We start from the raw sequence: 26,271 nt of genomic DNA, 5'->3' as shown, positions 1-26,271 counted from the left end.
GTTCCGGGAAGTGCCGCGTGGTCGCGCACCTCCATTCGATCAGGGGTGCAGCATGGCATAGATGCGTTCGGCGAGGCCGCGATCAATACCCTTGACGCTCATCAATTCTTCGACGCCCGCGGCTTCGACCCCCGCCAGGCCACCGAAGGCCTTGAGTAGCGCCGCTCTTCGCCGGGCGCCGACGCCGGCCACGTCTTCGAGCGTACTGCGTTCACGTGCCGCCTCGCGCCGCCTGCGGTGGCCGCTGATGGCGAAACGGTGCGCTTCGTCACGTACCGCGGCCACCAGGTGGAGCGCCGGCGACGACGTGCCGGGATGCAGCGTGCGGCCACTCTCGGCGAGCACGAGGGTTTCCTCGCCCGCCCGTCGGCCGGGACCCTTCGCCACGCCGACCATGCGCACGCCTTCGACGCCGAGTTCGCGCAGCACGTCCATGGCCTGGGCCACCTGGCCGGTACCGCCGTCGATGAGCAGGATGTCGGGCTTGGCCCCACCTTCCACCACCTTCTTGAACCGGCGCGTGAGCGCCTGGTGCATGGCGGCGTAGTCGTCGCCCGGGGTGATGCCGCTGATGTTGAAACGACGGTAGTGGGACTTCTCGGGGCCTTCCGGGCCGAACACCACGCAGGACGCCACGGTGGCCTCGCCGCGCGTATGGCTGATATCGAAGCACTCGATGCGGCGTGGCGTGGCGTCCAGCTCGAGCACTTTCTGCAGATCGTCGAAACGCGCCAGCAGCGTGTGGCGGCTGGCGAGCCGCGACGTGAGCGCCGCGCTGGCATTGCGCTGGGCCATCTCGAGGAAGCGTGCACGCTCGCCGCGCACACTAGGCTTGATCGACACCGCGTAGCCCGCGTGTTCGGACAGCACGCCCGCCAGCACGTCCACCTCTTCCACCGGATCGCTCAACACCAGCTCGCGCGGCACCTGGCGCTCAAGGTAGTACTGCGCGATGAACTGGGAGAGCACGTCGGATACCGACGCATCCGTGGGCAGGCTCGGGAAGAAGTCGCGCGACCCCAGGCTCACGCCGTTGCGGAAGAACAACACGCTGACGCAGGCCATGCCGCCCTCCAGGCAGCAGGCGATCACGTCCATGTCGGCGCTGGCGCCCTGCACGAAGTGCTGGGCCTGGAGCTTGCGCAGCGCCGCCACCTGATCGCGCAACGTCGCCGCGCGCTCGAAGTTGAGCGCGGCGCTGGCCTTCTCCATCGACCCGGCCAACTCATCGATCACCGCGCTGCTGCGGCCCTCGAGGAACATCTCGGCATGGCGCACGTCGCTGCGGTAGTCGTCCACGTCGATCAGCTTCACGCACGGCGCGCTGCAACGGCCGATCTGGTGTTGCAGGCAGGGACGCGAGCGATTACGGAAGTAGCTGTCCTCGCACTGACGCACCTTGAACAGCTTCTGCATCAGGCCCAGGCTCTCGCGCACGGCGAAGGTGCTGGGGTACGGGCCGAAGTATCGCCCCGGCCCGCTCTTGGCGCCGCGATGGAAGGCCAGGCGCGGGTAGTCCTCACCGCCGGAGAGGTAGATGTACGGGTAGCTCTTGTCGTCGCGAAGCACGATGTTGTATCGCGGCTTCAACGACTTGATGAGCTGGGATTCGAGCAGCAGGGCCTCGCCCGCGGTGCGGGTCAGCGTGACCTCGGCGCGGGCGATCTGCGACACCATCGAGGCGATGCGCGGATCCATCGGCGGCTTGAGGAAGTAGTTGCCGACGCGCTTCTTGAGGTTGGCGGCCTTGCCGACGTACAGCAGTTCGTCTTCCGCGTCGAAGTAGCGGTAGACCCCGGGCGAGGTGGTGAGGTGACGAACGAAGGCCTTGCCGTCGAACGGATGCGACTCGGTGTGCTCCATCGCGCCATTTTAGCGCGCGGCGGGTGTCTCGACATGAAAAACGCCGGCATGGGGCAAGCCATGCCGGCGAGGGCCTTCCGTGGGTTGTCGCCGTCCGTGGGGGTCATCCTGGCGACAGAGATAGGTTAAGGGCGCGCCCGCGCCGTGGCACTCGGGCCGTCCACCAGATTGGTCTCGGCCCTGGCCCGTTTTGCGTGTGGGCGAACCCTTACATGCCCGCCAGCCAGCGCTCGGCGCGCTCGAGGTCTTCGGCGGTGTCGATGCCCGGCGGGAACGGCTCGGGCGTGTCGCGGACCGAAATCGCGTAGCCGTGCTCGAGGGCGCGCAGCTGCTCGAGCGACTCGGCCTGCTCAAGGGGCGTGCGCGGCAGGGCCGCCAGGCGCCGCAGGAAACCGGCGCGGTAGGCGTAGATCCCGATATGGCGCAGGAACGGCACCGCCGGGGGGAGCGTTTCGCGGTCTTTCGCGAAGGCATCGCGGGCCCAGGGCGATGGCGCACGGGTGAAATAGAGCGCCCGGCCGTTGGCGGCGCGCACCACCTTGACGATGTTGGGATCGAACAGCTCGTGCGCCTGGGTGATCGGGGTCGCCAGGGTCGCCATCGGCGCCTCGTCGCCGGCCAGCGTCGCGACCACGGCGCGGATGCCGGCGGCCGGTGCGAAGGGCTCGTCGCCCTGGAGGTTGACCACGATGGTGTCCTCGGGCCAGCCGAACTGGGAGGCGGTTTCCGCGATGCGGTCGGTGCCCGAGGCGTGGTCCTCACGGGTCATGCAAACCAGGATGTCGCCGCAGCCACGTACGTCACCCTTCACCCGCTCATCGTCGGTGGCGATCACCACCTGGGCCGCACCGGCCTGGCTCGCCCGCGTCGCGACGCGACGGATCATCGATTCGCCGGCGATCTTCAGCAGGGGCTTGCCGGGCAGGCGCGTGGAGCCGAAGCGGGCGGGCACCACGACGACGAAGGGAGGGAGCTTGGCGGCCATGGGGGCTTCCGGGAGGGGCGGTAGGCCGGGAAGCGTGTCGCGAAAAAAGTCCCTGTGCAAGCCATGCCGTGCCGCCGCTCGTACATCGCCGATGCGATCGGCTCCCACCCCTTCGGTAGGACAGTGCCATCAACTGATGGAGGCCGTGCTACCGAAGGGGTGGGAGCCGACCGTGTCGGCGAACCGACGAAGCGTCAGGTTGCCGGTGCGAGGTTGAACCCCACTCCGTTCGCCCGTTCCATGAACCCCGGGAACGAGGTCGCCACGTTGGCGCAGTCGCCGATGGTGATCGGCGCGGTGGCCACGAGGCCCGCGATGGCGAAGCTCATCGCGATGCGATGGTCGCCGTGGCTGTCGATGTGGCCGCCGCCGATCGCACCGCCCTGGATGATCGCGCCATCGGGCAGTTCGTCGATCTTCACGCCGCAGGCCTTCAGGCCGTTCGCCATGCTGGCGATGCGGTCGGATTCCTTCACGCGAAGTTCGGCCGCGCCACGGATCGTGGTCATGCCCTCGGCCGTCGCCGCGGCCACGAACAAGGCGGGAAACTCGTCGATCATGTCGGGCACGACGTCGAGCGGCAGGGCCACGCCATGCAACGGACGATGGCGGACCACGAGGTCGGCGATGTCTTCGCCCCCGCTGGTGCGTTCGTTTTCGACCGAGATGTCGGCGCCCATGAGTTCCAGCGCGGCAAGCAGGCCCGTGCGTCGCGGATTCAGGCCCACGGCCCTCAGGCGCAACTCGGAGCCCGGCACGATGCAGGCGGCCACGATGAAGAACGCCGCCGACGAGAAATCGGCGGGCACGTCGACATCGACCGCGCGCAGCCCATGGCCGCCTTCGAGTTTCGCCCGGCCGGGCGAATACTCGATGGGATACCCGAACGCCTTGAGCATGCTTTCGGTGTAGTCGCGGGTGGGATGCGGCTCGATCACCTCGGTGCTGCCCTCGGCATACAACCCCGCCAGCAGCAACGCCGACTTGATCTGCGCGCTGGCCACCGGCGGACGGTACGTGATGCCCTTGAGCTGGCGTCCGCCATGGATATGCAACGGCGGCATGCCGTCGCGGGTGTCGATGAGCGCGCCCATCTCACCCAGCGGATCGGTCACGCGGCGCATGGGACGACGCGAAAGCGACTCGTCGCCGACCAGCGTGCTGTCGAACGCCTGGCCCGCGAGCAGGCCCGCCAGCAGGCGCATGCCGGTGCCGGCGTTGCCGCAGTCGAGCGCTTCGTTGCTACCGCGCAGGCCGTGCAGGCCCACGCCGTGCACGATGCGCTCGCCCGGTGCGGGCGTGTCGAACCGCACGCCGAGCTTGCCGAGGATGGCGGCGGTGGCGCGGGTGTCCTCGCCTTCGAGGAAACCGCGGATGTGCGAGGTGCCTTCCGCCAGCGCGCCGAACATCAGTGCGCGGTGCGACACGGATTTGTCGCCGGGCACCGTGATGTCGCCACGCAGGGGACCGCCCGCGCGGCTTGTCCAGTCCAGACGGGTCATGGCAGGCGCTCCAGGAGTCGTTGCAGTTCGGCGCGGCTACCCACGCTGATGCGAATGGTGGTCAACAGGCCGTATCCGACCATCGGTCGCACGATCACGCCACTGGCATACAGGTGCGATTCGAGTTCCGCGGCATCGCGACCCACGTCCACCAGCACGAAGTTGGTCTGCGACGGGAACACACGCATGCCGCGGGCGGTGAGTTCGCCCGCCAGCCATTCGCGATCGCGCTTGTTGGTCTCGCGCACGCGGGCACGATGCTCGTGATCGCCCAGCGCGGCTTCGGCGGCGGCGAGGGCCACGCCATTGACGTTGAACGACTCACGCAGGCGTTCGCACACCATCGCCACCGACGGATGGCTCAGCATGTAACCCACGCGCAAACCCGCCAGCGCATGCGCCTTGGAGAACGTACGGGTGACGATCAGGTTGGGATAGCGCCCGAGCAGGTGCATCGCGGTGCTGAGCCCCGGCGCGTCGACGTATTCGTTGTACGCCTCGTCGACCACGACCAGCGTGCTCGACGGCACCTCGGAAAGAAACCGCTCGAGCGCGGCATCGGTGAACCAGGTGCCGGTCGGATTGTTGGGATTGGCGAGGTAGACCAGGCGCGTCTGCGGCGTGACCGCCTTCGCCATGGCGTCGAGATCGTGACCGAGTGGCGCCTCGGGATGATCCAAAGGCAATGCCGGAACCGCGATGCCGGGCGCGCCCGCGGCCGCCGCCGCGATGGGATATACCGCGAAGCTGAAACGCGAGAACACCACGGGATGCTCGGCATCGGCGAAGCACTGCGCCAGCAGCATCAAGAGTTCGTGCGAACCGTTGCCCAGCGTGATGGCGGATGCGGGCACGCCCCACTCATCGGAAAGCCTGCGCTTGAGCGATGCGCCGAGCGGATCGGGATAACGGAAGACGTCGTCCAGCACGCGCGTGGCGGCGCGAAGGGCGAGCTTGCTCGGACCGAGCGGATTTTCGTTGGACCCCAGCTCGGAGAGCACGTCGCCGAAGCGTGCGCGCAGCGTGGGGAGGTCGTGACCGGGATCGTAGGCGCGAAGTGCCGACGTCGCCCGGTTGGCGAGCGCGGCCGCGTCGAACCCGGCACTCACGGCAAGGCGACCGGGTAGGAGCCGAGCACCCGCACGTCGGCGGCAGCGGGCTTCATCTCGTTCAAGGCGGCTTGCACGGCATCGTCATCCACGTGACCGGAGATGTCGATGAAGAACGCATACTGCCACTTGCCCGTATGCGCGGGACGCGACTCGATGCGATTCATGCTCACGTTGTGATGCGCGAGCGGGCTGAGCACGTCATAGAGCGCACCCGGCTTGTCTTTCACCGCGACCAGCAACGAGGTGCGGTCGTTGCCCGAGGCCGGGAAGATCGAGCGGCCGATGACGAGGAAGCGCGTGGTGTTGTCCGAGCGATCTTCGATGGGACCGGCGATGATCTTCAGGCCATAGACGCGCGCCGCGGTTTCGCCCGCGATGGCGGCCGAGTCGGACGACAGGCGCGCCATGCGCGCGGCTTCCGCGTTGCTCGACACCGGGATGCGCTCGGCATCGGGCAGGTTCACGCGCAGCCATGCCTGGCACTGCTGCAGCGACTGCGGATGCGAGTAGATGCGCTTGACGTCCTTGAGCTCGCCCGTGAGCGAGATCAGGTTCTGGTGCACGCGCAATTCCACTTCGCCGCAGATGGTGGCCTTGGACACCAGGAACATGTCCAGCGTCATCTGGATCATGCCCTGCCCCGAGTTTTCCACCGGCACCACGCCGAAATCGGCGTTGCCCGCGGTGACCTCCTGGAACACTTCCTCGATGCTGCCCAGCGGCAAGCCGTAGGCGGCATGGCCGAAATGCTTGCGCACGGCCTGTTCGCTGAAGGTGCCTTCAGGCCCGAGAAAGCCGATCTTCAGCGGCTGCTGCTGCGACAGGCACGACGACATGATCTCGCGGAACAGGCGCACCAACTCCGCGTTGGGCAGCGGACCGTCGTTGCGGTCGATCACGCCGCGCAGCACCTGGGCTTCGCGTTCGGGTCGGTAATACTCCACCGCCGCCTTCAACGGGCCCTTGGCCCGCCCGACCTGTTGCGCCCAACGGGCGCGCTCGCTGATGAGCGATTGCAGTTGCTGGTCGATGCTGTCGATGCGCTGGCGCGCTTCGGTCAGCGTGGCTTGTTTATCGGCGGGAGACTTGCTCATGGGATATGTGGGAGGCGGCTAAATGGTTGCAATTGAAAGGGATATCGCCGCTCGCGATGCTGCATTGCGGCGATCTTTCGACTTTAACCGTGCCGCGCCGCAAAGTCCCGCATAAATTTCACGAGTTCGTTGACCGCATCCAGCGACACCGCGTTGTACAGCGAGGCGCGCATGCCGCCGACGGCCTTGTGACCCTTGAGCGCGAGGAAGCCCGCGGCTTCGGATTCGGCGAGGAAAACCGCATCGAGCGCGGCATCGTGCAGGGTGAAAGGCACGTTCATCCGCGATCGTGCCGACACCTCGACCGGGCTTCGGTAGAAACCGTTGGAGCCGTCGATGGTTTCATACAAAACCGTTGCCTTGCGCGCATTGGTTTCGCCCATCGCGACGAGGCCGCCCTGCGCTTCCAACCATGCGAAGGTGAGCCCGGCGAGGTACCACCCCCACGTGTTGGGCGTGTTGAGCATGGAATCGTTCGCGGCATGCTCGGCGTAGCGGAAGATCTTCGCCATGGGACGGCCGGCCCGCGCGAGCAGGTCGTCGCGAACGATCATGACGACCAGGCCGGAGGGGCCGATGTTCTTCTGCGCGCCGGCGTAGATGAGGCCGAAGCGCGACACGTCGAGGGGTTCGCTGAGGATGCTCGACGACAGGTCGGCCACCAACGGGACGTCGCCCACGTCGGGAATGTCATGGAACTCGACGCCGTGGATGGTTTCGTTCGGCGTGTAGTGCACGTAGGCGGCGCCGGGCGAGAGCGTCCAGGTGTCTCGCGGCGGCAGCTTGAGGTAATCGTCGGCCACGGAGGTGGCCGCGACACGCGCGTCGATGTACGGCGACGCCTCACGCACGGCTTTCTCGCCCCAGTGGCCGGTGACGATGTAGTCGGCATGGTCGCCGGGGCCGGCCAGGTTCATCGGGATCTGCGCGAAGTGCTGCGTGGCACCTCCCTGCAGGAACAGCACCTTGTACCCCTCGGGCACGCTCAACAGGCGGCGGAGACTGGCCTCGGCTTCGGCGGCCAACGCCATGAAACGCTTGCCACGATGGGACAGCTCCATCACCGAGGCACCGGATCCGTTCCAGTCCAGCATGTCCTGCTGCGCGCGGCGTAGCACCGCTTCCGGCAAGGCGGCCGGTCCCGCGCTGAAGTTCCAGGCTCTCGTCACGCTCGACACCTTCATGGGGAGGAAGCCGCCATTATGCGCGAGCCGGATGGGAGCGGACCCTGTCCGAAATGTGGCAACGGCGTGCTAGAGACGCACGAACAGGACGGCGGCGATACCGATGGCGAGCAGGACGGCCGTGACGATCAGCCACCAGACGTCGCCGCGGGCGCCGCCGGACTCATCGTTGGCGGCTTCGAGCGGCACGTCGGAGGGGGGCGGCGCCAGCACGGGCTCCGCCGCCCAACCGGGCGCATCGAGCACGAAACGATGATGGGCGATGCCGATCTGGTCGCCCGGCTGGAGCACGGCCCGCACCACGGTGACGCCGTTCACGCGCGTGGCGTGGCGGGCCGGCACCCGGGATGCGTCGAGAACGAGTTCGTCGTCGTCCCAGGCCAGTCCGAGCAGCGCCGCGTCGTTGCCGGGCAATTCGAGCGGCAGCGCGCCATGGGTGGCACCCAGCTCGAGGCGGTCGCCGATCGGCACGACGCGACCCGACAGGGGTCCCGCCACCGGACGCAGGGCGGCCGTGCAGCGAGCCTCGTTCGGGGGCACGGATTCGCGGGCATCGACGTCGGTATCGTCACGGATGAGCATCCGGCATTCGCCCAGGGCGAGGCTGTCGCCGGAACGCAGCAGCGCCCATTCGCGTACCGGACGCGCGTTGACGTAGACCTTCCCGGCGTCGGGCACCACCTCGAGCACCAGGCCGCGGCGGTCGTGATGGATGCGCACGTGACGCGGCGCGACCTGCCCCTCGGATACCACGAGGTCGTTTTCCTCGGAACGGCCGATCGTGAGCACGGGGCGTGACCAGTGGAAATCACCTCGAGCCGAGCTGACGAATTCGATACGCATGGGGAAACCGGGACGTTGACGACATGACTTTAGCAGGTTGCAGTATCTGATTGAAACGTAAAGGTGTCGTGATCGTCGCCCAACGTGGCTGCTAAACTGTGTGATTCATCCTTTCATCGGAATACCCATGGCCAAGATCGACATCCGCCGTCCTCATGGCAAGACCCTCCCCGAGGCCCGCGCGGTGGTCGAGAAGGTGGCCGCCCGCATGAGCGAAAAGTTCGGCACGAAAGGCGGGTGGGAAGGCGATGCCTATGCGTTCGCCGGTTCGGGCGTGAAAGGCGCCATCGCGGTGTCCGACAGCGACGTGCACGTGACCGCCGAGTTGGGGATGCTGCTATCGGCCATGAAGGGCATGATCGAGGGCGAGATCCGGAAGAAGCTGGACGAACACTTCGCCTGAACCCCTTTCGCCCGGACGGGTGGCCCCGGGTAGCCGGGGTATGCCATAATACGGGACTTATGCGGCCACTCCGGCCACCCATCCGACCCGGAACACATGGCAAAAGACGACGTCATCGAAATGGAAGGCACGGTTCAGGAAACCCTGCCCAATACCATGTTCCGCGTGCAGCTCGAGAACGGGCACGTCATTACCGCCCATATCTCCGGTCGCATGCGCAAGCATTACATCCGTATCCTCACAGGCGACAAGGTGAAGGTCGAAATGACCCCCTACGACCTGACCAAGGGCCGGATCACCTACCGTATGAAGTAAGCGCGCTTCGGCGCCGCTTCATAAAAAAAGAAAGCCGCGGCATGCCGCGGCTTTTTTGTGGCTGTATTTCCCGCGAAAGGGGCCGGCAGGGCGGCCCCTTTCGTTCCCCGGTTTACGCCGTGGCCGTGGCCGGCTCCGCCGACTCGGTTTCCACGTGCAGATCGTCGCCTTCCACCGACAGGGTGACCTTGCCGCCTTCGGCCAGCTTGCCGAAGAGCAGCTCGTCGGCGAGCGCACGCTTGACCTTGTCCTGGATCACGCGGGCCATCGGACGGGCACCCATCTGCGGATCGAAGCCGTGCTCGGCCAACCAGCGGCGGGCCTCCGGGCTCACGTCCACGCTGACCTTCTTCTCGGCCAGCTGGCTTTCCAGCTCGATGAGGAACTTGTCCACCACGCGCAGGATGTGGTCGAAGTCCAGCGAGTTGAACTGGATGATGGCATCCAGGCGGTTGCGGAACTCCGGCGTGAACAGGCGGCGGATGGTTTCCATGGCGTCCGGGGCGTGGTTCTGCTTCACGAAGCCGATGCCGCGGCGCGAAGCCAGCTGGGCGCCGGCGTTCGTCGTCATCACGATGATGACGTTCTTGAAGTTCGCCTCGCGACCGTTGGTGTCCGTGAGCACGCCGCGGTCCATCACCTGCAGCAGGATGTTGTAGACGTCCGGATGGGCCTTCTCGATCTCGTCGAGCAACAGCACGCAGTGCGGATGCTTGGTGATCTGCTCGGTGAGCAGGCCGCCCTGGTCGAAACCGACGTAGCCCGGGGGGGCGCCGACCAGGCGCGAGACGGAGTGGGCTTCCATGTATTCGGACATGTCGAAGCGCACCATCTCGATGCCCAGCTGCATCGCGAGCTGACGGGTAACCTCCGTCTTGCCGACGCCCGTGGGGCCGGCGAGCAGGAAGCTGCCGATCGGCTTGGACGGATCGCCCAGACCCGAACGCGCCATCTTGATCGACGAGGCCAGCGCCTCGATCGCGCCGTCCTGGCCGAACACCACCATCTTCAGGTTGCGCTCGAGATTGCGAAGCACGTCACGATCCGAAGCCGATACCTGCTTGGGCGGAATGCGCGCCATCTTCGCCACGATGAACTCGATCTCGGCGACGTCGACCTTGCCCGTGCGCTCGTCTTCCGGCAGCAGGCGCTGGCGGGCACCGGCTTCGTCGATGACGTCGATGGCCTTGTCCGGCAACAGGCGATCAGGGATGTGCTTGACCGAGAGGTCCACCGCCGCGCGAAGGGCTTCGCCGGTGTACTCCACCGAGTGATGCTCCTCGAAACGGGTCTTCAGGCCACGCAGGATCTCGATGGAGTCGGCCACGGTGGGCTCGACCACGTCGATCTTCTGGAAACGGCGGGCCAAGGCGCGGTCCTTCTCGAACACGCCGCGGAATTCCTGGAACGTGGTCGAACCGATGCAGCGCAGCTCGCCGGAGGCCAGCATGGGCTTGATCAGGTTCGAGGCGTCCATGGTGCCGCCCGACGCGGAGCCCGCACCGATGATGGTGTGGATCTCGTCGATGAACAGGATGGCGTTCGGCTGCTTCTTGAGCTGGCCGATGACCGCCTTCAGCCGCTTCTCGAAGTCGCCGCGATACTTGGTGCCGGCCACGAGCGCACCGAGGTCGAGCGACCAGATGGTGCAGTCTTCGAGCACCTCGGGCACCTGCCCTTCGACGATGCGCTTGGCCAGGCCCTCGGCCAGGGCCGTCTTGCCCACGCCGGCCTCGCCCACATAGAGCGGGTTGTTCTTGCGGCGGCGGCAGAGCACCTGGATGGTGCGCTCCACCTCGTCGTGACGGCCGATCAGGGGGTCGATCTTGCCCTGGATGGCCAGCTCGTTGAGGTTGGAGGCGTACTCGCTGAGCGGGTTGCCCTTGCCCTCGCCACCGTCCTCGCCGTCACGGTCGTTGCTCGGCGCGACCGACGACGACTCGTCGCTGATCTTGGCGATGCCGTGCGAGATGTAGTTGACCACGTCCAGGCGGGTGATTTCCTGCTGGTGCAGGAAGTACACGGCGTGGGAGTCCTTCTCGCCGAAAATGGCCACCAGCACGTTGGCGCCGGTGACTTCCTTACGGCCCGACGACTGCACGTGGTAGACCGCGCGCTGGAGCACGCGCTGGAAACCCAGCGTGGGCTGCGTGTCGCGTTCGTCACCGGCGGGAAGGACGGGGACGGTCTCGGCGATGATCCGTTGCAGGTCCGCGGCCAGGCGCGGAAGGTCGACGCCGCAGGCGCGCAGGGCGGCCAGGGCGGAGGTGTTTTCGGTAAGGGCGAGCAGAAGGTGCTCCACGGTCATGAATTCGTGGCGCTGCTCGCGGGCCTGCTTGTAGCAGTGCCCGATGGTGACTTCGAGATCCTTGCTGAACATACGGACCGTCTCCGATAGCTGTGGGCGGCGGGGTCAAGCCCTTGTGGGTGCCGCATGTATCCCAGATGGGGGACTGGTTACATCTTTTCCATAGTGCACAACAGCGGGTGTTGATGAGAGCGTGAGTACTCGTTGACCTGTGTCACCTTGGTTTCTGCCACCTCCCGGGTGAACACGCCGCACACGCCTTTTCCGCGGGTGTGGACGTGGAGCATCACCTGGACCGCCTTCTCCTGGTCCATGCCGAAGAAGCTGCGCAACACCTCGATCACGAAATCCATGGGGGTGAAGTCGTCGTTCAGCAAAACGACCTGGAAGAGCGGAGGCTTCGCCGTCTCCGGGCGGGTGGTCTCCAGCGCGAGCCCATGCCCGCGGTCGCTTTCCCGATCGTGTTCGTGTTCCTGGGACATTTAAGAAGAACCTTAGGTACGCGATTCGATTATATACACCCGCCACCGGACCGGTTTCGGGGTTGATACCCACAGGTAATGGCACAATAGGCCGTTTTCCAGAGCTCATCCCCCATTCGACCGATGTCATCCCCAGCCCCCCAGGCCGAAAACGTTTGGTGCCCCCGCGTGACGGTGGCCTGCGTCGTCGCGCGCGGCGACCGCTTCCTCATGGTGGAGGAAGAGGTCTTCGGCGAGCTTGCCTATAACCAGCCCGCCGGGCACCTCGATCCCGGCGAGACGCTGCAGGCCGCCGCCGTGCGTGAAACGCTGGAAGAAACCGGCCACACCATCGCGCTGGACGCCTTCCTCGGCACCTGGCAATGGATGAGCCCCGAGCACGGGGAGCAGGTGCTGCGCTTTGCCTTCAGCGGGCACGCCGTCGCCCACGATCCGGCGCGCACGCTCGATACCGGCATCCGCCGCGCGCTCTGGCTGCGCCGCGACGAGATCCGGTCCCTGGGGCCGCGCCTGCGCAGCCCACTGATCCTCGACACCATCGATGCCTGGCTCGACGGCCGGCGCCTGCCGCTGGACACCGTCGCCAGCCTGTTGCCGGGGGCGTGCCCGTGAAGGTGATCCTCGGCGTCTCCGGGGGCGTGGACTCCTCCGTGGCGGCCCTGCTGCTCCAGCAGGCCGGCCACGAGGTGGAAGGCATGTTCATGCAGAACTGGGAAGAAGACGACCGCTCCGGCCCCTGCACCACCGACGACGACAGGAAGGACGCCGTGGCCGTCTGCGGACGCCTGGGCATCCCCTTCCATGCGCGCAACTTCGCGGGCGAGTACTGGGACGGCGTGTTCGCCTACTTCCTGGCCGAATACGCGGCCGGCCGCACGCCGAACCCCGACGTGCTCTGCAACCGCGAAATCAAGTTCAAGACCTTCCTCGAGCACGCCCAGGCCCTGGGGGCGGAGAAGATCGCCACGGGCCATTACGCGCGGGTGGACCTGCGCGACGGGCGGTATCGCCTGCTGCGCGCGGTGGACGCGGGCAAGGACCAGAGCTACTTCCTCCATGCCCTCGGCCAGCACCAGCTCGCCGCCACGCTGTTTCCCGTCGGCGAGATCCAGAAATCGCAAGTACGTGCGATGGCCCGCGACGCAAACCTCGCCACGCACGCCAAGAAGGATTCCACCGGTATCTGCTTCATCGGCGAACGCGACTTCCGGTCGTTCCTGTCGCACTACCTGCCGGCGAAACCCGGCGCGATGGTCGATCCGGAGGGCCGGGTCATCGGCGAGCACCAGGGCGTGATGTATTACACGCTGGGCCAGCGCAACGGACTGGGCATCGGCGGTCGCGCGGGGGCGTCGAACGACCCCTGGTACGTGGTGGGCAAGGACGTCGCCGCCAACACGTTGATCGTCGCCCAGGGCGGCGAGAACGCATGGCTGCAGTCGCATCGCCTGGAAGCCACCGACGCGACCTGGGTGTCGGGTGAACCACCCGCCCCGTCGTTCCGCTGCACGGCCAAGACGCGTTACCGGCAGGAGGATCAGGCCTGCACGGTGGACGTGCGCGAAAACACCTTGCGCGTGGTGTTCGATGAACCGCAGCGTGCCGTCACCCCAGGCCAGTCGGTGGTGCTCTACGACGGCGAGGCGTGCCTCGGGGGTGCCGTGATTGCCGCCACGGATGCACCGTATGGCGGCCTGTAACCTTTCCGGGACCTCGTGCGGGAGCCGACGTCGCCGGCAATGCGAGGTCACGGCGGCGCTTATCGCCGCCCTGGCCGGCTCCCGCGATCTGCCTTTATCCCGATGCATTCCCGAGCCCAACGAATGAACGAAGAACGCGTGCTCGCCCTCGCCGGCGTCTTCCAGGGCGCCGCCCTGGCCCAGCAACTGGCCACCGAAGGCCGTTGCGACGACGTAGCCTACGAGGCCAGCCTCGCCAGCGTGTTTCGCATCGACGCCGATTCGGTGGCGGCCGTGTACGGCGGCGTGAGCGGCGTACGTCGCGGGCTGCGCACGCTCGTCGCGCAGTTCGAGGACAGCACCCGCGATATCGCGGTGATGCGCATGGCCGTGACGGTGCTGCGCCTGGAGCGCTCGCTGTCGCGCAACCGCGCGCTGCTCGACCGCCTGCAGGAAGGCATCGTCTCGGCGCAACGGCAGGTGGAGCATTTCGGGATCGACCATCCCAACGTCTCGGCTCGGCTTGCCGAGCTGTATGCCGGCACGCTGTCCACGCTCAAGCCGCGCGTGATGGTCACCGGCAACCCGACCCATCTCCAGCAGAAGGCCAACGTCGACCGCGTGCGCGCCGCGTTGCTGGCCGCGGTACGTTCGGCGGTGCTGTGGCGCCAGGTCGGCGGACGGCAGTGGCAGATTCTTTTCTATCGCAAGCAGTGCGCGATGTTGGCCCGGGGGCTGCTGACCGGGTCGACGCTCGATAACGGGCTCTGAGGCGAGATTGATTCACCGATACGATCGGCTCCCACCCCTTCGGTAGAGAACTTCCTACCAACGGGGTGGGAGCCGATCGTATCGGCGAATCAGGTCGCCGCGGCGTCCAGTCCGGGAATCGTCCCCGCCAGCGTCCGCAACAAATCGGCAAACCCCAGCAAATCCTCCCGCCATGGGGTGGCACTACGCCAGTACAAGGCGATATGCCGCCCCGGCCGCGCGCCCTCCACCGCCGCCAGCACCACGTTGGGAATCGACCCCAATCGCTCGTGGGCGAGAATCGGCACGAGCGAATAGCCGCCGCGCAGGGCCACCAGGGTGGCGAGGCTCTCGATGCTCAGGTCCTGGATGCGTTCGGGCCGCGCCATGCCCGTCATGCCCAGGTCGGACACACCGCTGCCATGGCTCTCCGCCATCAGCGTGGCATCGGCGGCATCCAGTTCGGCAAGCGCGATCGACGGCCGTGCCGCCAGCGGATGGCCCTTCTGCAACAGCAGTTCGTAGGGTTCGAAGAACAGGGGTACCGAGTCCAGCCCCGTCGAGGCGGCGCTCGGCGGCGCCAGCACGGCGTCCAGCTCACCCTCCCCCAGGCGCCGCAGCAGCCCGCGCGGCTTGCCCTCGGAAATCGTCAGGCGCGTGCCGGGAAAACGCTGGGGAAACGGCTCGATCACGTGAGGCAGCAGGTAGGGCCCCAGCGTCGAGGGCACCCCGAGTCGCAATTCGCCGCCGAAGGCGACGTCGCCCACCCTGGCCGCCTGTTCGAGGTGCTCGGCGGCGGCGAGCACGGCGTCGATGTATCCGAGCAGGCGTTGGCCGCTGGCCGTGGCCACCACGCGACGGCCGCCGCGCTCGAACAGCGGCACGCCCAGCGCCTGCTCCACTTTCTGCACCTGGTGGGAGAGGCCGGACGGGCTGATGTACATGGCCCGGGCGGCGCTGTTGAAGCTGCCTTCGCGGGCGACGGCCTGGACCAGGGCGAGGTCGCGCAGCGACACCGAGGACAGGGCCATCGAAATCATCGAACGCTGCATGCCATCAAATGCGTTTGCGCCCATTCTCCGCCGCCCTCATCCTTTTGCCGCCGATTTTCGCGCGGCGTGCGCCCTGGAACGGGCATTGTAGCCGTCCTCCGGTCTCATGGCGGTCGCATACCGGTCGCAGACTGCGCGATAATCCCCGCTTTGACGGTCCGCCCGGGCCCGTCAGGCCTCCCCAGCTAAAGAACGCCACGCCAGGAGTACAGCATGAAAGACTCGTTCTCGGTCCGAGACAGTATCGAAGTCAACGGCAAGCGCCACGCCATCGCCAGCCTGGCCAAATTCGGCGACAAGTTCGATATCAAGCGCCTGCCCTACTCCATGAAGATCCTGCTGGAGAACCTCCTCCGCCAGGAAGACGGCGTGAACGTCACCGCGAAGGAAATCGAGGCCGTCGCCAAGTGGGACGCCAAGGCCGAGCCGGATACCGAAATCTCCTTCATGCCCGCCCGCGTGGTCCTCCAGGACTTCACCGGCGTGCCCTGCGTGGTCGACCTGGCCGCCATGCGCGACGCCGTAGTGAAGCTCGGCGGCGACGCCAAGCGCATCAATCCGCTGGTTCCGGCCGAGCTGGTCATCGACCACTCCGTGCAGGTCGACGCCTTCGGCGCCGAGTCGGCCCTGGAGAAGAACGTCGAGATCGAATTCGAGCGCAACCAGGAGCGCTACTCCTTCCTGCGCTGGGGCCAGAAGGCCTTCAACAACTTCGCCGTGGTGCCGCCGCGCACGGGCATCGTCCACCAGGTCAACCTGGAAAACCTCGCCCGCGTCGTGTTCACCAGCGACGTGAACGGCGAATCGTTCGCCTATCCCGACAGCGTGTTCGGCACCGACTCGCACACCACGATGATCAACGGCATCGGCGTGCTGGGCTGGGGCGTGGGTGGCATCGAAGCCGAAGCCGCCATGCTCGGCCAGCCGTCGTCCATGCTGATCCCGCAGGTCGTCGGCTTCCGCCTCACCGGCAAGCTGTCCGAAGGCGTCACCGCCACCGACCTCGTGCTCACCGTCACCCAAATGCTGCGCAAGCTCGGCGTCGTGGGCAAGTTCGTCGAATTCTTCGGCAACGGCCTGCAGAACCTGCCGCTGGCCGATCGCGCCACCATCGCCAACATGGCCCCGGAATACGGCGCCACCTGCGGCATCTTCCCGGTCGACCAGGAAGCCCTGAACTACCTCCACCTGTCCGGTCGCGACGACGCCCAGATCAAGCTGGTGGAAACCTACGCCAAGGCCCAGGGCCTGTGGCACGACGCGAACTCGCCGGAGCCGGAATTCACCACCGTGCTCGAACTCGACATGGGCGACGTCAAGCCCTCGCTCGCCGGTCCGAAGCGTCCGCAGGACCGCGTGCTGCTCGAAGGCGTGCAGCAGAGCTTCCTCGACGCGGTCGGCCCGCTCACCGCCAACCGCAAGCCGCGTAACGGCGACATCGCCCGCCTCGAGAACGAAGGCGGCGGCACCGCCAATGGCAACGAAGCCAACCGCATCAACGACGAAGGCGTGCTGGTGGAGAAGGACGGCGCGTCGTTCCGCATCAACGACGGCTCGGTCGTGATCGCCGCGATCACCTCCTGCACCAACACCTCGAACCCGGCCGTGATGCTCGCCGCCGGCCTGGTGGCGAAGAAGGCCGCCGCCCGCGGCCTCACCTCCAAGCCGTGGGTGAAGCCCTCGCTCGGACCGGGCTCGCTCGTGGTCACCGAGTACCTGAAGAAGACCGGCCTGCTCGCCGAGCTGGAGAAGGTCAACTTCTTCGTCGTCGGCTACGGCTGCACCACCTGCATCGGCAACTCCGGCCCCCTGCCGGCCGAGATCAGCAAGGGCATCGCCGAGGGCGACCTCGCCGTGGCGTCGGTGCTTTCGGGCAACCGCAACTTCGAAGGCCGCGTGCATCCCGAGGTGAAGATGAACTACCTGGCCTCGCCGCCGCTGGTGGTCGCCTACGCCCTCGCCGGCACGCTGAACATCGACCTCACGAAGGACGCCATCGGCACGGGCAGCGACGGCCAGCCGGTGTACCTGAAGGACATCTGGCCGAGCAACCAGGAGATCTCTGATCTCATCGCCGGCGCCATCACCCCGCAGATGTTCAAGGACAGCTACGCCGACGTCTTCAAGGGCGACAGCCGCTGGAACCAGATCGCCTCGCCGGACGGCCAGACCTACGCCTGGGACGATTCCACCTACATCAAGAACCCGCCCTACTTCGACGGCATGGCCGCCGAAGCCGGCACCATCGAAGACATCCACGGCGCGCGCGCCATGGGCATCTTCGGCGACTCGATCACCACCGACCACATCTCGCCGGCCGGTTCGATCAAGAAGGACAGCCCGGCGGGCCGTTTCCTGATCTCCAAGGGCGTGGAGCCGAAGGACTTCAACTCCTACGGCTCGCGTCGCGGCAACGACGACGTGATGGTGCGCGGCACCTTCGCCAACATCCGCATCAAGAACCTGATGCTCGACGGCGTCGAAGGCGGCTACACCAAGTACATCCCCACCGGCGAACAGATGGCCATCTACGACGCGGCCATGAAGTACAAGGCCGACGGCACGCCGCTGGTCGTCCTCGCGGGCAAGGAATACGGCACGGGGTCGTCGCGTGACTGGGCCGCCAAGGGCACCCTGCTGCTCGGCGTGAAGGCCGTGATCGCGGAGAGCTTCGAGCGCATCCACCGTTCGAACCTGGTCGGCATGGGCGTGCTGCCCTGCCAGTTCCAGGACGGCGAGAACGCGCAGACGCTCGGCCTGAAGGGCGACGAGACCTTCGACGTCACCGGCCTCAACGGCGGCGAGTCGAAGACGGCCACGGTCAAGGCCACGCGTCCGGACGGTTCGGTCAAGGAGTTCACCGTGAAGGTGCTGCTGCTGACGCCGAAGGAGCGCGAGTTCTTCCGCCACGGCGGCATCCTGCAGTACGTGCTTCGCTCGCTGGCGAAGGCGGCGTAAGACGAAGAAGCCCCGGGATTCCGGGGCTTCTTTTTGGGCCGCATCGCCGATTCGCGACAACCGGGTGCAAGGCGCTGGGCTCCCGCGTACGCGGGAGCGACGAGCTACAAGATTTCGATCCGTCGTTCCAGGCACGCAAAGCCTGCCCCTGCGAAAGCAGGGGAACCTAGCGCCGGGCAAGCGGTTTTCGCGACCTCCAACCTACGGGTTCCTACAGAGCCCGGCTCCACGTCGCCGTAAAGCACCGCCACTCCCCATCCTCCTTCCGCCACCCGCTCTCCACCCGATACGCGCCGGCATCGTCTGGCAGCAGCCCCGAGCCCGCCGCCAAGGTCACCGTGAACGTGGCGATCATGCGCTCCCCGCGCCGCTCGACCGACACCGGCCCCGTCAGCGCGTGGATCTTCCGCCCGCGAAACGCCAATACCCGTATGAGGTTCCCGAGCCCACGCTTGTCGAGCTGGCCCACGTTGCCGTCGAAACCGTCGCTGAGCGCATTCACCGCGTCACCGGCATGACCGGCTTCGGCGGCCGACAGGGAGGCGGCAATCGCTTCGCGCACCTGCGCCTCGTCGGCCGTGCGATGGCATCCGGCAAGCCCGGCCGCGATCATGAGCACCAAGAAAATTCGCAAAACGAAACGCATGGTTTCCCCCTACAAACGACGTTGCAATGCGGCTTGCCGCTATACGCGCGCGTATGCTCCAATGCCGCGAGCTTACGACGGCAGGCCGTGTGACCGTCACCACTGGAGTCCATCCCATCCATGAGCACCGAGCGTCCGTGGCTTGATCATTACCCCGACGGCGTACCGGCGGAAGTCGACATCGACACCTTCCGATCCGTTGCCGCGCTTTGCGAAGATTCCTTCGCGAAATTCGCCGACCACCCCGCGTTCCGGAATTTCGGTCACACGCTCACCTACCGCCAGATCGACGAGCTGTCGAAGGCCTTCGCCGGATATCTCTCGGGCGAACTGGGACTGAAGAAAGGCGATCGCATCGCGATCATGCTGCCGAACCTGCTGCAGTATCCCATCGCGCTGTTCGGTGCCCTTCGCCTCGGCCTCACGGTGGTCAACACCAATCCGCTCTATACGCCGCGCGAATTGAACCACCAGTTGGAAGACTCCGGCGCCAAGGTGCTGGTCGTGCTCGACAACTTTGCCTCCACCGCGCAGAAGGCGCTCGACGGCACGAAGGTGCAGCACATCGTCACCACCGCCGTGGGCGACCTGATCGGCTTTCCCAAGGGAGCCATCATCAATTTCGTGGTGAAGTCGATCCGCAAGGAAGTGCCCGCTTACGACCTGCCCAAGGCGGTTCGCTTCAAGGATGCCCTCGCCCGCGGCCGCCATCACGCGATGCCCAAGGTCGACGTCGCCCCCGACGATCTCGCCTTCCTGCAGTACACCGGCGGCACGACGGGCGTGGCGAAGGGCGCGATGCTCACCCATCGCAACATGGTCGCCAACATGCTGCAGACGCGCCCGTGGGTGGCGAACCACGCCACGCCGGGCGAGGAAGTCATCATCACGGCGCTGCCGCTGTACCACATCTTCTCGCTCACGGTGAATTGCCTCATCTTCACCAGCCTGGGCGGCCTCAACGTGCTCATCACCAATCCGCGCGACATGCCCGGTTTCGTGAAGGAGCTGAAGAAAACCTCGTTCACCGCCATCACGGGCGTGAGCACCCTGTTCAACGGCCTGCTTAACACGCCGGGTTTCGAGCAGGTCGATTTTTCCCGCCTGCATTTGGCGATGGCTGGCGGCATGGCGCTGCAACGCGCGGTGGCCGAGCGTTGGAAGAAGGTCACCGGCCGTCCGATCATCGAGGGTTACGGTCTCACCGAAACCTCGCCGGTGGCGTTCGCCAATCGCGTGGACATCACCGACTACACCGGCTCCATCGGCTACCCCATTCCCAACACCGATGCGCAGATCCGCGACGACCAGGGCCATCCCCTGCCGATCGGCGAAGAGGGCGAGCTCTGCATCCGCGGCCCGCAGGTGATGAAGGGCTATTGGGCGCAGCCGGAGGAAACCGCCAAGGTGCTTTCCGACGACGGTTGGCTGCGCACGGGTGACATCGCGAAGATGGATGCCTCGGGGCAGGCGTTCATCGTCGACCGCAAGAAAGACATGATCCTCGTGTCGGGCTTCAACGTGTATCCGAACGAGATCGAGGCCACCGTGATGCACCACCCGGGCGTGGCCGAAGTGGCCGCCGTGGGCGTCGACGACGAGCATTCGGGGGAGGTGGTGAAGCTCTTCGTGGTGCGAAAGGACCCCTCGCTCACCGAAGAGGCCCTGCGCGAGTACTGCCGGGAAAACCTCACCGGCTACAAGCGGCCCAAGCACATCGAATTCCGCGATGCGCTGCCCAAGAGCAACGTGGGCAAGATCCTCCGTCGCGAGCTACGCGACGAGGAAAGGAAGAAGAAGGCCGCCAAGGCCTGAGGCCGTCGCTTCGCGGGATTCGCGGACACGGTCCGCTCCCGCCACTCACTCCTCGTGCCACGCCTCGAGCGTATCGGCATAGCCCCCGAGCAGCTCCCACAGCGGAGCCTGCTTCTCCTCGGGAATGAGCGAATACTTCAGCCCGATCTGACGGGCGGAGGCGCGGGCCACCTCGGCCTCCATGTTGATGTGCAGGTCGTGGGCAAACACGACGTCGAGTATCCATACCTGGCCCACGGCACCGCTCCAGCGCTGGGGGCGCTTCAGCAGCACGCCCGTGGCCGAGATGTCGATCAGGTCGGTCGAAAAGGCCTCGTGCCCCCGGCTCATGAGCACGGCGGCAGGCACCTTCATGCGTGCATGGCGCTCATGCGCCTGTTGCGCGGTGGCCTTGTCAGGAAACATCAGCTCTTCCACCCATCCCGGTGCCTTGTCCTCGTTAGCGATCGACATGACCGCACCTCGCAAAACTTACGTTCCGTGTCACTTAGCGACACATTAGCGCAGTACGAGGCGGCTGACACCGTCTGCCGGGTCACTCCTTACCACGCGTTTTCAGCACCCCCGCCCGGACCAGCGCCCCGGCGCCGAAGCGCTGGTTGATGCTGTCCTGGACGCCATCGGGGCGCTTTTCCGACGCTGGCGCGGCGAACATGTCCTGTTGCTCGTCGCCGTACCGGGCATCGAACCCCGACAAGGACACGCCGAGCAGGCGCAACCTCGGCCGGGGATGTTGGTTCCACCACAAGTCAAGCAAGCGACGTGCCACGGCATAGATCGCCGGCGTGGCGTTGCCCGGCACGGGCAGCTGGGCCTGGCGGCTATGGGTGACGAAGGGCGGCTCGCGGAGCTTCACCGACACCGTGCGACCTTCCAGACCTTTCGCCCGCGCCCGGGCCCCTACCCGCTCGCACTGGCGAAGCAGCCAGGCCTCGGCGATCGGCAGGGTGTCCAGGTCGGTTTCGAACGTCCATTCCGCGCTGATGGAGACCTCGGCCGCCTCGGCCACCACCGGTCGGGCATCCTCGCCCCGGCAAAGCGCCCGCAGCTGCGCCCCATGACGCGCCCCCACCGCCTTGTGCAGGCGCCAGTCGTCGGCACGCAGGAGGTCGCCGATGGTGCGTATGCCCATCTTCTGCAGGGCCTCCTCAGCCACCTTGCCGACCGTCCACATCCGTCCGATCGGCAGGGGCTCGAGATACCCGCGTACGTCGTCGGGCCGGATGACCAGGAAACCGTCAGGCTTGGACAGTTCGCTGGCCAGCTTGGCCAGCAGCTTGTTATGGGACATGCCTACCGATGCGTTCAGTCCGGTCCTCGTACGGATGTCGTCCTTGATCCGGCGCCCGATGACTTCGATGGATGAGAAAAGCCTTAAGCTCGCCGAGACGTCGAGAAAGGCCTCGTCCAGCGACAGTCCCTCGATGGTGGGCGTGAACTGCGCGAATACATCGAAGACCACGTCGGATATGGCCTTGTACCGGTCGTGACGGGGAAAGATGTATACCCCGCCCGGGCAGCGCCGCCGCGCCTCGGCCGTGGGCATGGCCGAGCGCACGCCGTATTTGCGCGCCTCGTAATTGGCCGTGGACACCACGCCGCGGCGTCCCAGCCCGGCCACGATGACCGGCTTTCCGACCAGCGAGGGATCGTCCAGCTCCTCCACCGACGCGTAGAAGGCGTCCATGTCGACATGAATGATGGCTCGCTGGGCCGGCTGCATGGGCCTATTGTGCCGGATCGGCCCCTGGGCGCGCTGGACTTGGGCGGGCCCAGGCGATACTCTGTGTGTCATCGGGTGAACTTATTCGGGCGCCGCGCCCTGTCGGTCCGTGGACGTGGACCGAACGTGGCGGACTCGTCGTTCCTTCACGGGTATTGACCCTTCCGGGGTGTTCAGCGTGTGCCTTCCGCTCGTCGGCGACGATGCGTGGCATGCCGGACCCAGGCGGTGCAGCCGCCGGACGGCATCGATGGTTGCTTGCGTTCCCGGCCGCTCCCGCGGCCCTTCTGACGTGTGCCGATGACTAACGAGACAACCGAAGTTCAGGTCCTCGAAACACCACGCGACGCTTTCGCTGGCGTGCCGCAACAACAGGAAATGCCCCTGGCGCTCGTGCGCGGGCAGCCTGTGTTGCAGATGCCGCAAGACCTGTACATCCCGCCGGATGCGCTCGAAGTCATCCTCGAGTCGTTCGAAGGGCCGCTCGACCTGCTGCTCTACCTGATCCGCAGGCAGAACCTCGACATCCTCGACATCCCGGTCGCCGAGATCACCCGGCAGTACATGGACTACATCGGGATGATGCGTGAGGTGATGCGCCTGGAGCTGGCGGCGGAATACCTGCTGATGGCCGCGATCCTCGCGGAAATCAAATCCAGGTTGCTGCTGCCCCGCCCCCCGGCGGAGGAAGGCCTCGAGGACGATCCGCGCGCCGAGCTGGTGCGCCGGTTGCAGGAGTACGAACGCTTCAAGAAGGCCGCGCAGGACATCGACGAACTGCCGCGCCTGGAACGCGATACCACCGTGGTGCACGCCTTCGTCGGCGAACACAACGTGGTGCGCGTACCGCCGCCGCTCGACCTGAAGGAACTGCTGCTCGCGCTCAAGGACGTGCTCAACCGCGCCGAGTTGTTCACGCACCATGCCATCCAGCGCGAACCGCTCAGCGTCCGCCAACGCATGGGCGAAGTGCTCGGGGCACTCGGCGGCAATACGTTCCACCGGTTCGAAACGCTGTTCGACGTCAGCGAAGGTCGGCTCGGCGTCGTGGTCACCTTCCTGGCCATGCTGGAGCTCGCCAAGGAAATGCTCGTCGAGATCGTGCAGGAGGAAGCCCTCGGCCCGATCTACCTGCGTACGAAAGTGCGCACGGAGGGCGAGCAGGACGAACTGCTCGCCTGAAGGCCCGTCGAGGGCCTGCAAGCAACCCGCCGCCCGATGCGGCGCTTTCGTGAAACCCATCCGCGCCATGGCGTGGCACATCGAAAGGCCTATGCAACCCGAACAACTCAAACCCATCGTGGAAGCGGCGCTGCTGGCGTCGACCCAGCCGATGACGGTCCTGCAGCTGAAGGGGCTCTTCGGCGAGGACGAGGACATCGGCGGCGACGAACTGGCCGCGGCGCTGGCGTCGCTGGCGGCGGATTGCGAAGGCCGCGGCGTGGAACTGGTCGAGGTCGCCTCCGGCTGGCGCTATCAGGTCCGTCGCGAGGTACACGGATGGGTGTCGCGCATGTGGGCCGAGAAGCCGAGCCGGTACTCCCGCGCCCTGCTGGAAACGTTGGCGCTCATCGCCTACCGCCAGCCGATCACCCGCCCCGAAATCGAGCAGATCCGTGGCGTGGTGGTGTCTTCCAACATCATCAAGACGATGGAAGAGCGCGAATGGATCCGCGTGGTGGGTTACCGTGACGTGCCGGGCAAGCCCGCGCTGTTCGGCACCACCCGCGCCTTCCTCGATTACTTCAACCTGAAGTCGCTGGACGCGCTGCCGCCTCTGTCCGAAATCCGCGACCTCGACGACATCAACCCGCAGTTGCGCCTCGACGGCGACGCGGAACCCGCGCCGGCCCGCGCGGCCCTGCCCGACGACGTCGACACCGACCCGGCCGGCGACACCACCGAATCCGACGACGACGCCCCGGCCCCGACCGGCGCGTCCGACGACACCACCGCCGAGGCATCCGCCGCCCTTCCGGGCGAGGACGAACCGGCAACCGAACGGCCTGCCGGCGACGACGTCGCCGCGGCATCCCCCACTGCCGACGAGGCAGAGAACACCACGCGCGCCGACGACGAAGACAGCGACGGCGCCGAGAAAGACACCGAGGAGTCACGCGCATGAATGCGCCCCAACGATCCGTACTCTCCCTGAAGCGCGGCGGCGAACGCCCCGACGACAACCAGCAGCTCGAAGAGCGCCTGCACAAGGTGCTGGCCAACGCGGGCCTCGGCTCGCGCCGCATGCTCGAGCAGCGCATCCAGGCCGGCGAGGTCGAAGTCAACGGCACCGCCGCCACCATCGGCTCGAGCGTGCATGCGGGCGACCGCGTGGTGCTCGACGGCAAGCAGTTCGTCGTGGCCACCGATAGCCGCAGCGACGCCGAGGTGCTGGTCTACCACAAGCCCGAGGGCGTGGTGACCACCCGCGAAGACACCGAGGGCCGTCCCACCGTGTTCGAACAGCTGCCGCGCCTGAAGGGTGCGCGCTGGGTCGCCGTGGGCCGCCTCGACATCAACACCACCGGCCTGCTGCTGCTCACCACCGACGGCGAACTCGCCAACGCGCTGATGCACCCCAAGAGCGGCCTCGAACGCGAGTACCTGTGCCGCGTGCACGGCGAAGTGCCCGACGAGGTCATCGAGCGGCTGAAGGCCGGCGTGGAACTGGAAGACGGCCCGGCCCGCTTCGACGAGATCGGCGTCATCAGCCGCGGCGGCAGCCACAGCTGGTTCCGCGTCACCATCCGCGAAGGCCGTAACCGCGAAGTCCGCCGCCTGTGGGACTCGCAGGGTTTCCTCGTCAGCCGCCTCAAGCGCATCCGCTACGGCAGCGTCGAGTTGCCCCGCGCCCTGCGCCGCGGCGATTGCGAATCGCTCGACGAAGCAGCCATCAAGGAACTGCGCGAGCGTTCCGGCCTCGGCGCCCCCGCGCCGGTGCTCACCCTCAATGCCGTCGTTCACCAGCGCCGCGCGCCGCGTCACGTCACCGAGTACCGCCCCGAGAAGAGCACCGCCGGCGGCTGGAGTTCGGCGCGTCACGACGAGGCCCGCGAACTGACCGCGTTCGACCGCATCCGCGACGACAATCCGCGTGGCGGCCGGGGCGGCCGTGGCGGCCCGCGCAAGCCGGGGCGTGAAGTGAACGGCAACGTGGCCCGTCCGGAGCGCCCGGCCAAGCCGCGCCGCGCACGCGCCGTGGCGCCGGGCCAGGAGCTTCCGGCCATGCGCACCTGGTTCGCCGGCGACAGCCGCACCGGTGGCGGCAACACCCAGGGCAATGCCAACGGCAATACCGCCGGCAACCGCGGCAACCGCGGACCCCGCGGGGGCCAGGGCCAGGGTGGCGGTAATCGCGCCATGGGCCAGGGCGGCAACCGCGCGGGCGGTCCGTCGGGCGGCGGCAACCGCATGGGCGGCCCGAACCGCGCCGGCGGCAATCGCGGCTCGGGCGGCAAGGGCCGTGGTGGTCCGGCCGGTGGCGGCGGCAACCGTGGCGGTCGTCCCGGCGGCGGCAACCGCGGTGGCGGTGGTAATCGCGGCGGCAACTTCTGAGC

Annotated in this window: 23 protein-coding genes; 10 read left to right on the top strand and 13 right to left on the bottom strand. The window is 66.9% G+C overall.

Annotated elements, in window-relative coordinates:
- Nucleotides 1-39 precede the first annotated feature (39 nt).
- The 7 genes from uvrC to JNG39_RS14265 all read right to left on the bottom strand — a co-directional run bounded on the left by uvrC (nt 40) and on the right by JNG39_RS14265 (nt 8,583).
- Nucleotides 40-1,863, bottom strand: a complete 1,824-nt coding sequence (uvrC, locus tag JNG39_RS14295) for an excinuclease ABC subunit UvrC (RefSeq protein WP_368312343.1) — start codon at nt 1,861-1,863, stop codon at nt 40-42.
- Nucleotides 1,864-2,071: 208 nt separating this feature from the next.
- Nucleotides 2,072-2,848, bottom strand: a complete 777-nt coding sequence (gene kdsB / locus JNG39_RS14290) for a 3-deoxy-manno-octulosonate cytidylyltransferase (protein ID WP_368312341.1) — start codon at nt 2,846-2,848, stop codon at nt 2,072-2,074.
- Nucleotides 2,849-3,042: 194 nt separating this feature from the next.
- Entirely contained in the window at nt 3,043-4,350 is a 1,308-nt protein-coding gene (gene aroA / locus JNG39_RS14285) for a 3-phosphoshikimate 1-carboxyvinyltransferase (protein WP_368312339.1), read from the bottom strand.
- On the bottom strand, nt 4,347-5,459 hold the full coding sequence (gene hisC, locus JNG39_RS14280; protein WP_368312337.1) for a histidinol-phosphate transaminase: 1,113 nt from the start codon (nt 5,457-5,459) through the stop codon (nt 4,347-4,349). The genes aroA and hisC overlap by 4 nt, the downstream gene beginning before the upstream one ends.
- Nucleotides 5,456-6,556 carry a prephenate dehydratase gene (pheA, locus tag JNG39_RS14275; RefSeq protein ID WP_368312335.1) on the bottom strand — a complete coding sequence of 367 codons (1,101 nt, stop codon included), beginning with the start codon at nt 6,554-6,556 and terminating at the stop codon, nt 5,456-5,458. The genes hisC and pheA overlap by 4 nt, the downstream gene beginning before the upstream one ends.
- 83 nt (nt 6,557-6,639) lie before the next feature.
- Nucleotides 6,640-7,725: a 3-phosphoserine/phosphohydroxythreonine transaminase gene (gene serC / locus JNG39_RS14270; protein ID WP_368312333.1), complete on the bottom strand. Its 1,086-nt coding sequence runs from the start codon at nt 7,723-7,725 to the stop codon at nt 6,640-6,642.
- Nucleotides 7,726-7,809: 84 nt separating this feature from the next.
- On the bottom strand, nt 7,810-8,583 hold the full coding sequence (locus JNG39_RS14265; RefSeq protein ID WP_368312331.1) for an FHA domain-containing protein: 774 nt from the start codon (nt 8,581-8,583) through the stop codon (nt 7,810-7,812).
- A 127-nt stretch (nt 8,584-8,710) separates the two neighbouring features.
- On the opposite strand from JNG39_RS14265, the gene JNG39_RS14260 reads away from it, so the two are divergent.
- Together JNG39_RS14260 and infA are read left to right on the top strand one after the other, a co-directional pair.
- Nucleotides 8,711-8,986: a polyhydroxyalkanoic acid system family protein gene (locus JNG39_RS14260; protein ID WP_368312328.1), complete on the top strand. Its 276-nt coding sequence runs from the start codon at nt 8,711-8,713 to the stop codon at nt 8,984-8,986.
- Between the two features lie 96 nt (nt 8,987-9,082).
- Nucleotides 9,083-9,301: a translation initiation factor IF-1 gene (infA, locus tag JNG39_RS14255; protein ID WP_019466733.1), complete on the top strand. Its 219-nt coding sequence runs from the start codon at nt 9,083-9,085 to the stop codon at nt 9,299-9,301.
- Nucleotides 9,302-9,413: 112 nt separating this feature from the next.
- Here the strand turns inward: infA and clpA are convergent, their stop codons facing one another.
- Entirely contained in the window at nt 9,414-11,681 is a 2,268-nt protein-coding gene (gene clpA / locus JNG39_RS14250) for an ATP-dependent Clp protease ATP-binding subunit ClpA (protein WP_368312326.1), read from the bottom strand.
- 77 nt (nt 11,682-11,758) lie between these two features.
- Complete coding sequence (gene clpS / locus JNG39_RS14245; RefSeq protein ID WP_144909987.1) at nt 11,759-12,091, bottom strand: ATP-dependent Clp protease adapter ClpS; 333 nt, start codon at nt 12,089-12,091, stop codon at nt 11,759-11,761.
- A 123-nt stretch (nt 12,092-12,214) separates the two neighbouring features.
- Here clpS and JNG39_RS14240 point away from each other — a divergent pair, with 123 nt between their 5' ends.
- The 3 genes from JNG39_RS14240 (at nt 12,215) to hflD (ending at nt 14,541) form a co-directional block, all read left to right on the top strand.
- On the top strand, nt 12,215-12,703 hold the full coding sequence (locus JNG39_RS14240) for an NUDIX hydrolase (RefSeq protein WP_368312323.1): 489 nt from the start codon (nt 12,215-12,217) through the stop codon (nt 12,701-12,703).
- Complete coding sequence (gene mnmA / locus JNG39_RS14235; RefSeq protein ID WP_368312321.1) at nt 12,700-13,791, top strand: tRNA 2-thiouridine(34) synthase MnmA; 1,092 nt, start codon at nt 12,700-12,702, stop codon at nt 13,789-13,791. The genes JNG39_RS14240 and mnmA overlap by 4 nt, the downstream gene beginning before the upstream one ends.
- Nucleotides 13,792-13,914: 123 nt before the next feature.
- The gene (hflD, locus tag JNG39_RS14230; protein WP_368312319.1) at nt 13,915-14,541 is read left to right on the top strand and encodes a high frequency lysogenization protein HflD; all 627 of its coding nucleotides are present in this window, start codon (nt 13,915-13,917) and stop codon (nt 14,539-14,541) included.
- A gap of 89 nt (nt 14,542-14,630) precedes the next feature.
- On the opposite strand, the gene JNG39_RS14225 is transcribed toward hflD, so the two are convergent.
- The gene (locus JNG39_RS14225) at nt 14,631-15,572 is read right to left on the bottom strand and encodes a LysR family transcriptional regulator (protein WP_368312317.1); all 942 of its coding nucleotides are present in this window, start codon (nt 15,570-15,572) and stop codon (nt 14,631-14,633) included.
- Between the two features lie 213 nt (nt 15,573-15,785).
- On the opposite strand from JNG39_RS14225, the gene acnA reads away from it, so the two are divergent.
- On the top strand, nt 15,786-18,530 hold the full coding sequence (gene acnA, locus JNG39_RS14220; RefSeq protein ID WP_368312315.1) for an aconitate hydratase AcnA: 2,745 nt from the start codon (nt 15,786-15,788) through the stop codon (nt 18,528-18,530).
- Nucleotides 18,531-18,741: 211 nt separating this feature from the next.
- Here the strand turns inward: acnA and JNG39_RS14215 are convergent, their stop codons facing one another.
- Nucleotides 18,742-19,176 carry a hypothetical protein gene (locus JNG39_RS14215; RefSeq protein ID WP_368312314.1) on the bottom strand — a complete coding sequence of 145 codons (435 nt, stop codon included), beginning with the start codon at nt 19,174-19,176 and terminating at the stop codon, nt 18,742-18,744.
- A 120-nt stretch (nt 19,177-19,296) separates the two neighbouring features.
- On the opposite strand from JNG39_RS14215, the gene JNG39_RS14210 reads away from it, so the two are divergent.
- Nucleotides 19,297-20,991, top strand: a complete 1,695-nt coding sequence (locus tag JNG39_RS14210) for an AMP-binding protein (RefSeq protein ID WP_368312313.1) — start codon at nt 19,297-19,299, stop codon at nt 20,989-20,991.
- 45 nt (nt 20,992-21,036) lie between these two features.
- Here the strand turns inward: JNG39_RS14210 and JNG39_RS14205 are convergent, their stop codons facing one another.
- Nucleotides 21,037-21,444: a PilZ domain-containing protein gene (locus JNG39_RS14205; RefSeq protein ID WP_247368155.1), complete on the bottom strand. Its 408-nt coding sequence runs from the start codon at nt 21,442-21,444 to the stop codon at nt 21,037-21,039.
- 82 nt (nt 21,445-21,526) lie between these two features.
- Nucleotides 21,527-22,714 (bottom strand): DNA polymerase IV, encoded by a 1,188-nt coding sequence (gene dinB, locus JNG39_RS14200; RefSeq protein WP_368312312.1) that lies wholly within the window; start codon nt 22,712-22,714, stop codon nt 21,527-21,529.
- A gap of 378 nt (nt 22,715-23,092) precedes the next feature.
- Here dinB and JNG39_RS14195 point away from each other — a divergent pair, with 378 nt between their 5' ends.
- The 3 genes from JNG39_RS14195 (at nt 23,093) to JNG39_RS14185 (ending at nt 26,269) form a co-directional block, all read left to right on the top strand.
- A complete protein-coding gene (locus tag JNG39_RS14195) occupies nt 23,093-23,896 on the top strand; it encodes a ScpA family protein (protein WP_368312832.1) in 804 nt (267 codons plus the stop codon).
- A gap of 91 nt (nt 23,897-23,987) precedes the next feature.
- Nucleotides 23,988-24,839 (top strand): SMC-Scp complex subunit ScpB, encoded by an 852-nt coding sequence (scpB, locus tag JNG39_RS14190; protein WP_368312311.1) that lies wholly within the window; start codon nt 23,988-23,990, stop codon nt 24,837-24,839.
- A complete protein-coding gene (locus JNG39_RS14185) occupies nt 24,836-26,269 on the top strand; it encodes a pseudouridine synthase (RefSeq protein ID WP_368312310.1) in 1,434 nt (477 codons plus the stop codon). Before scpB ends, JNG39_RS14185 begins: the two co-directional genes overlap by 4 nt.
- Nucleotides 26,270-26,271: the final 2 nt, after the last annotated feature.

Origin of the sequence: Luteibacter sp. CQ10 (genome assembly GCF_040900725.1) — a bacterium.
GTDB lineage: Bacteria > Pseudomonadota > Gammaproteobacteria > Xanthomonadales > Rhodanobacteraceae > Luteibacter.
The sequence above is the reverse complement of the archived record's forward strand: the minus strand, read 5'-3'. Positions and strand labels throughout refer to the sequence as shown.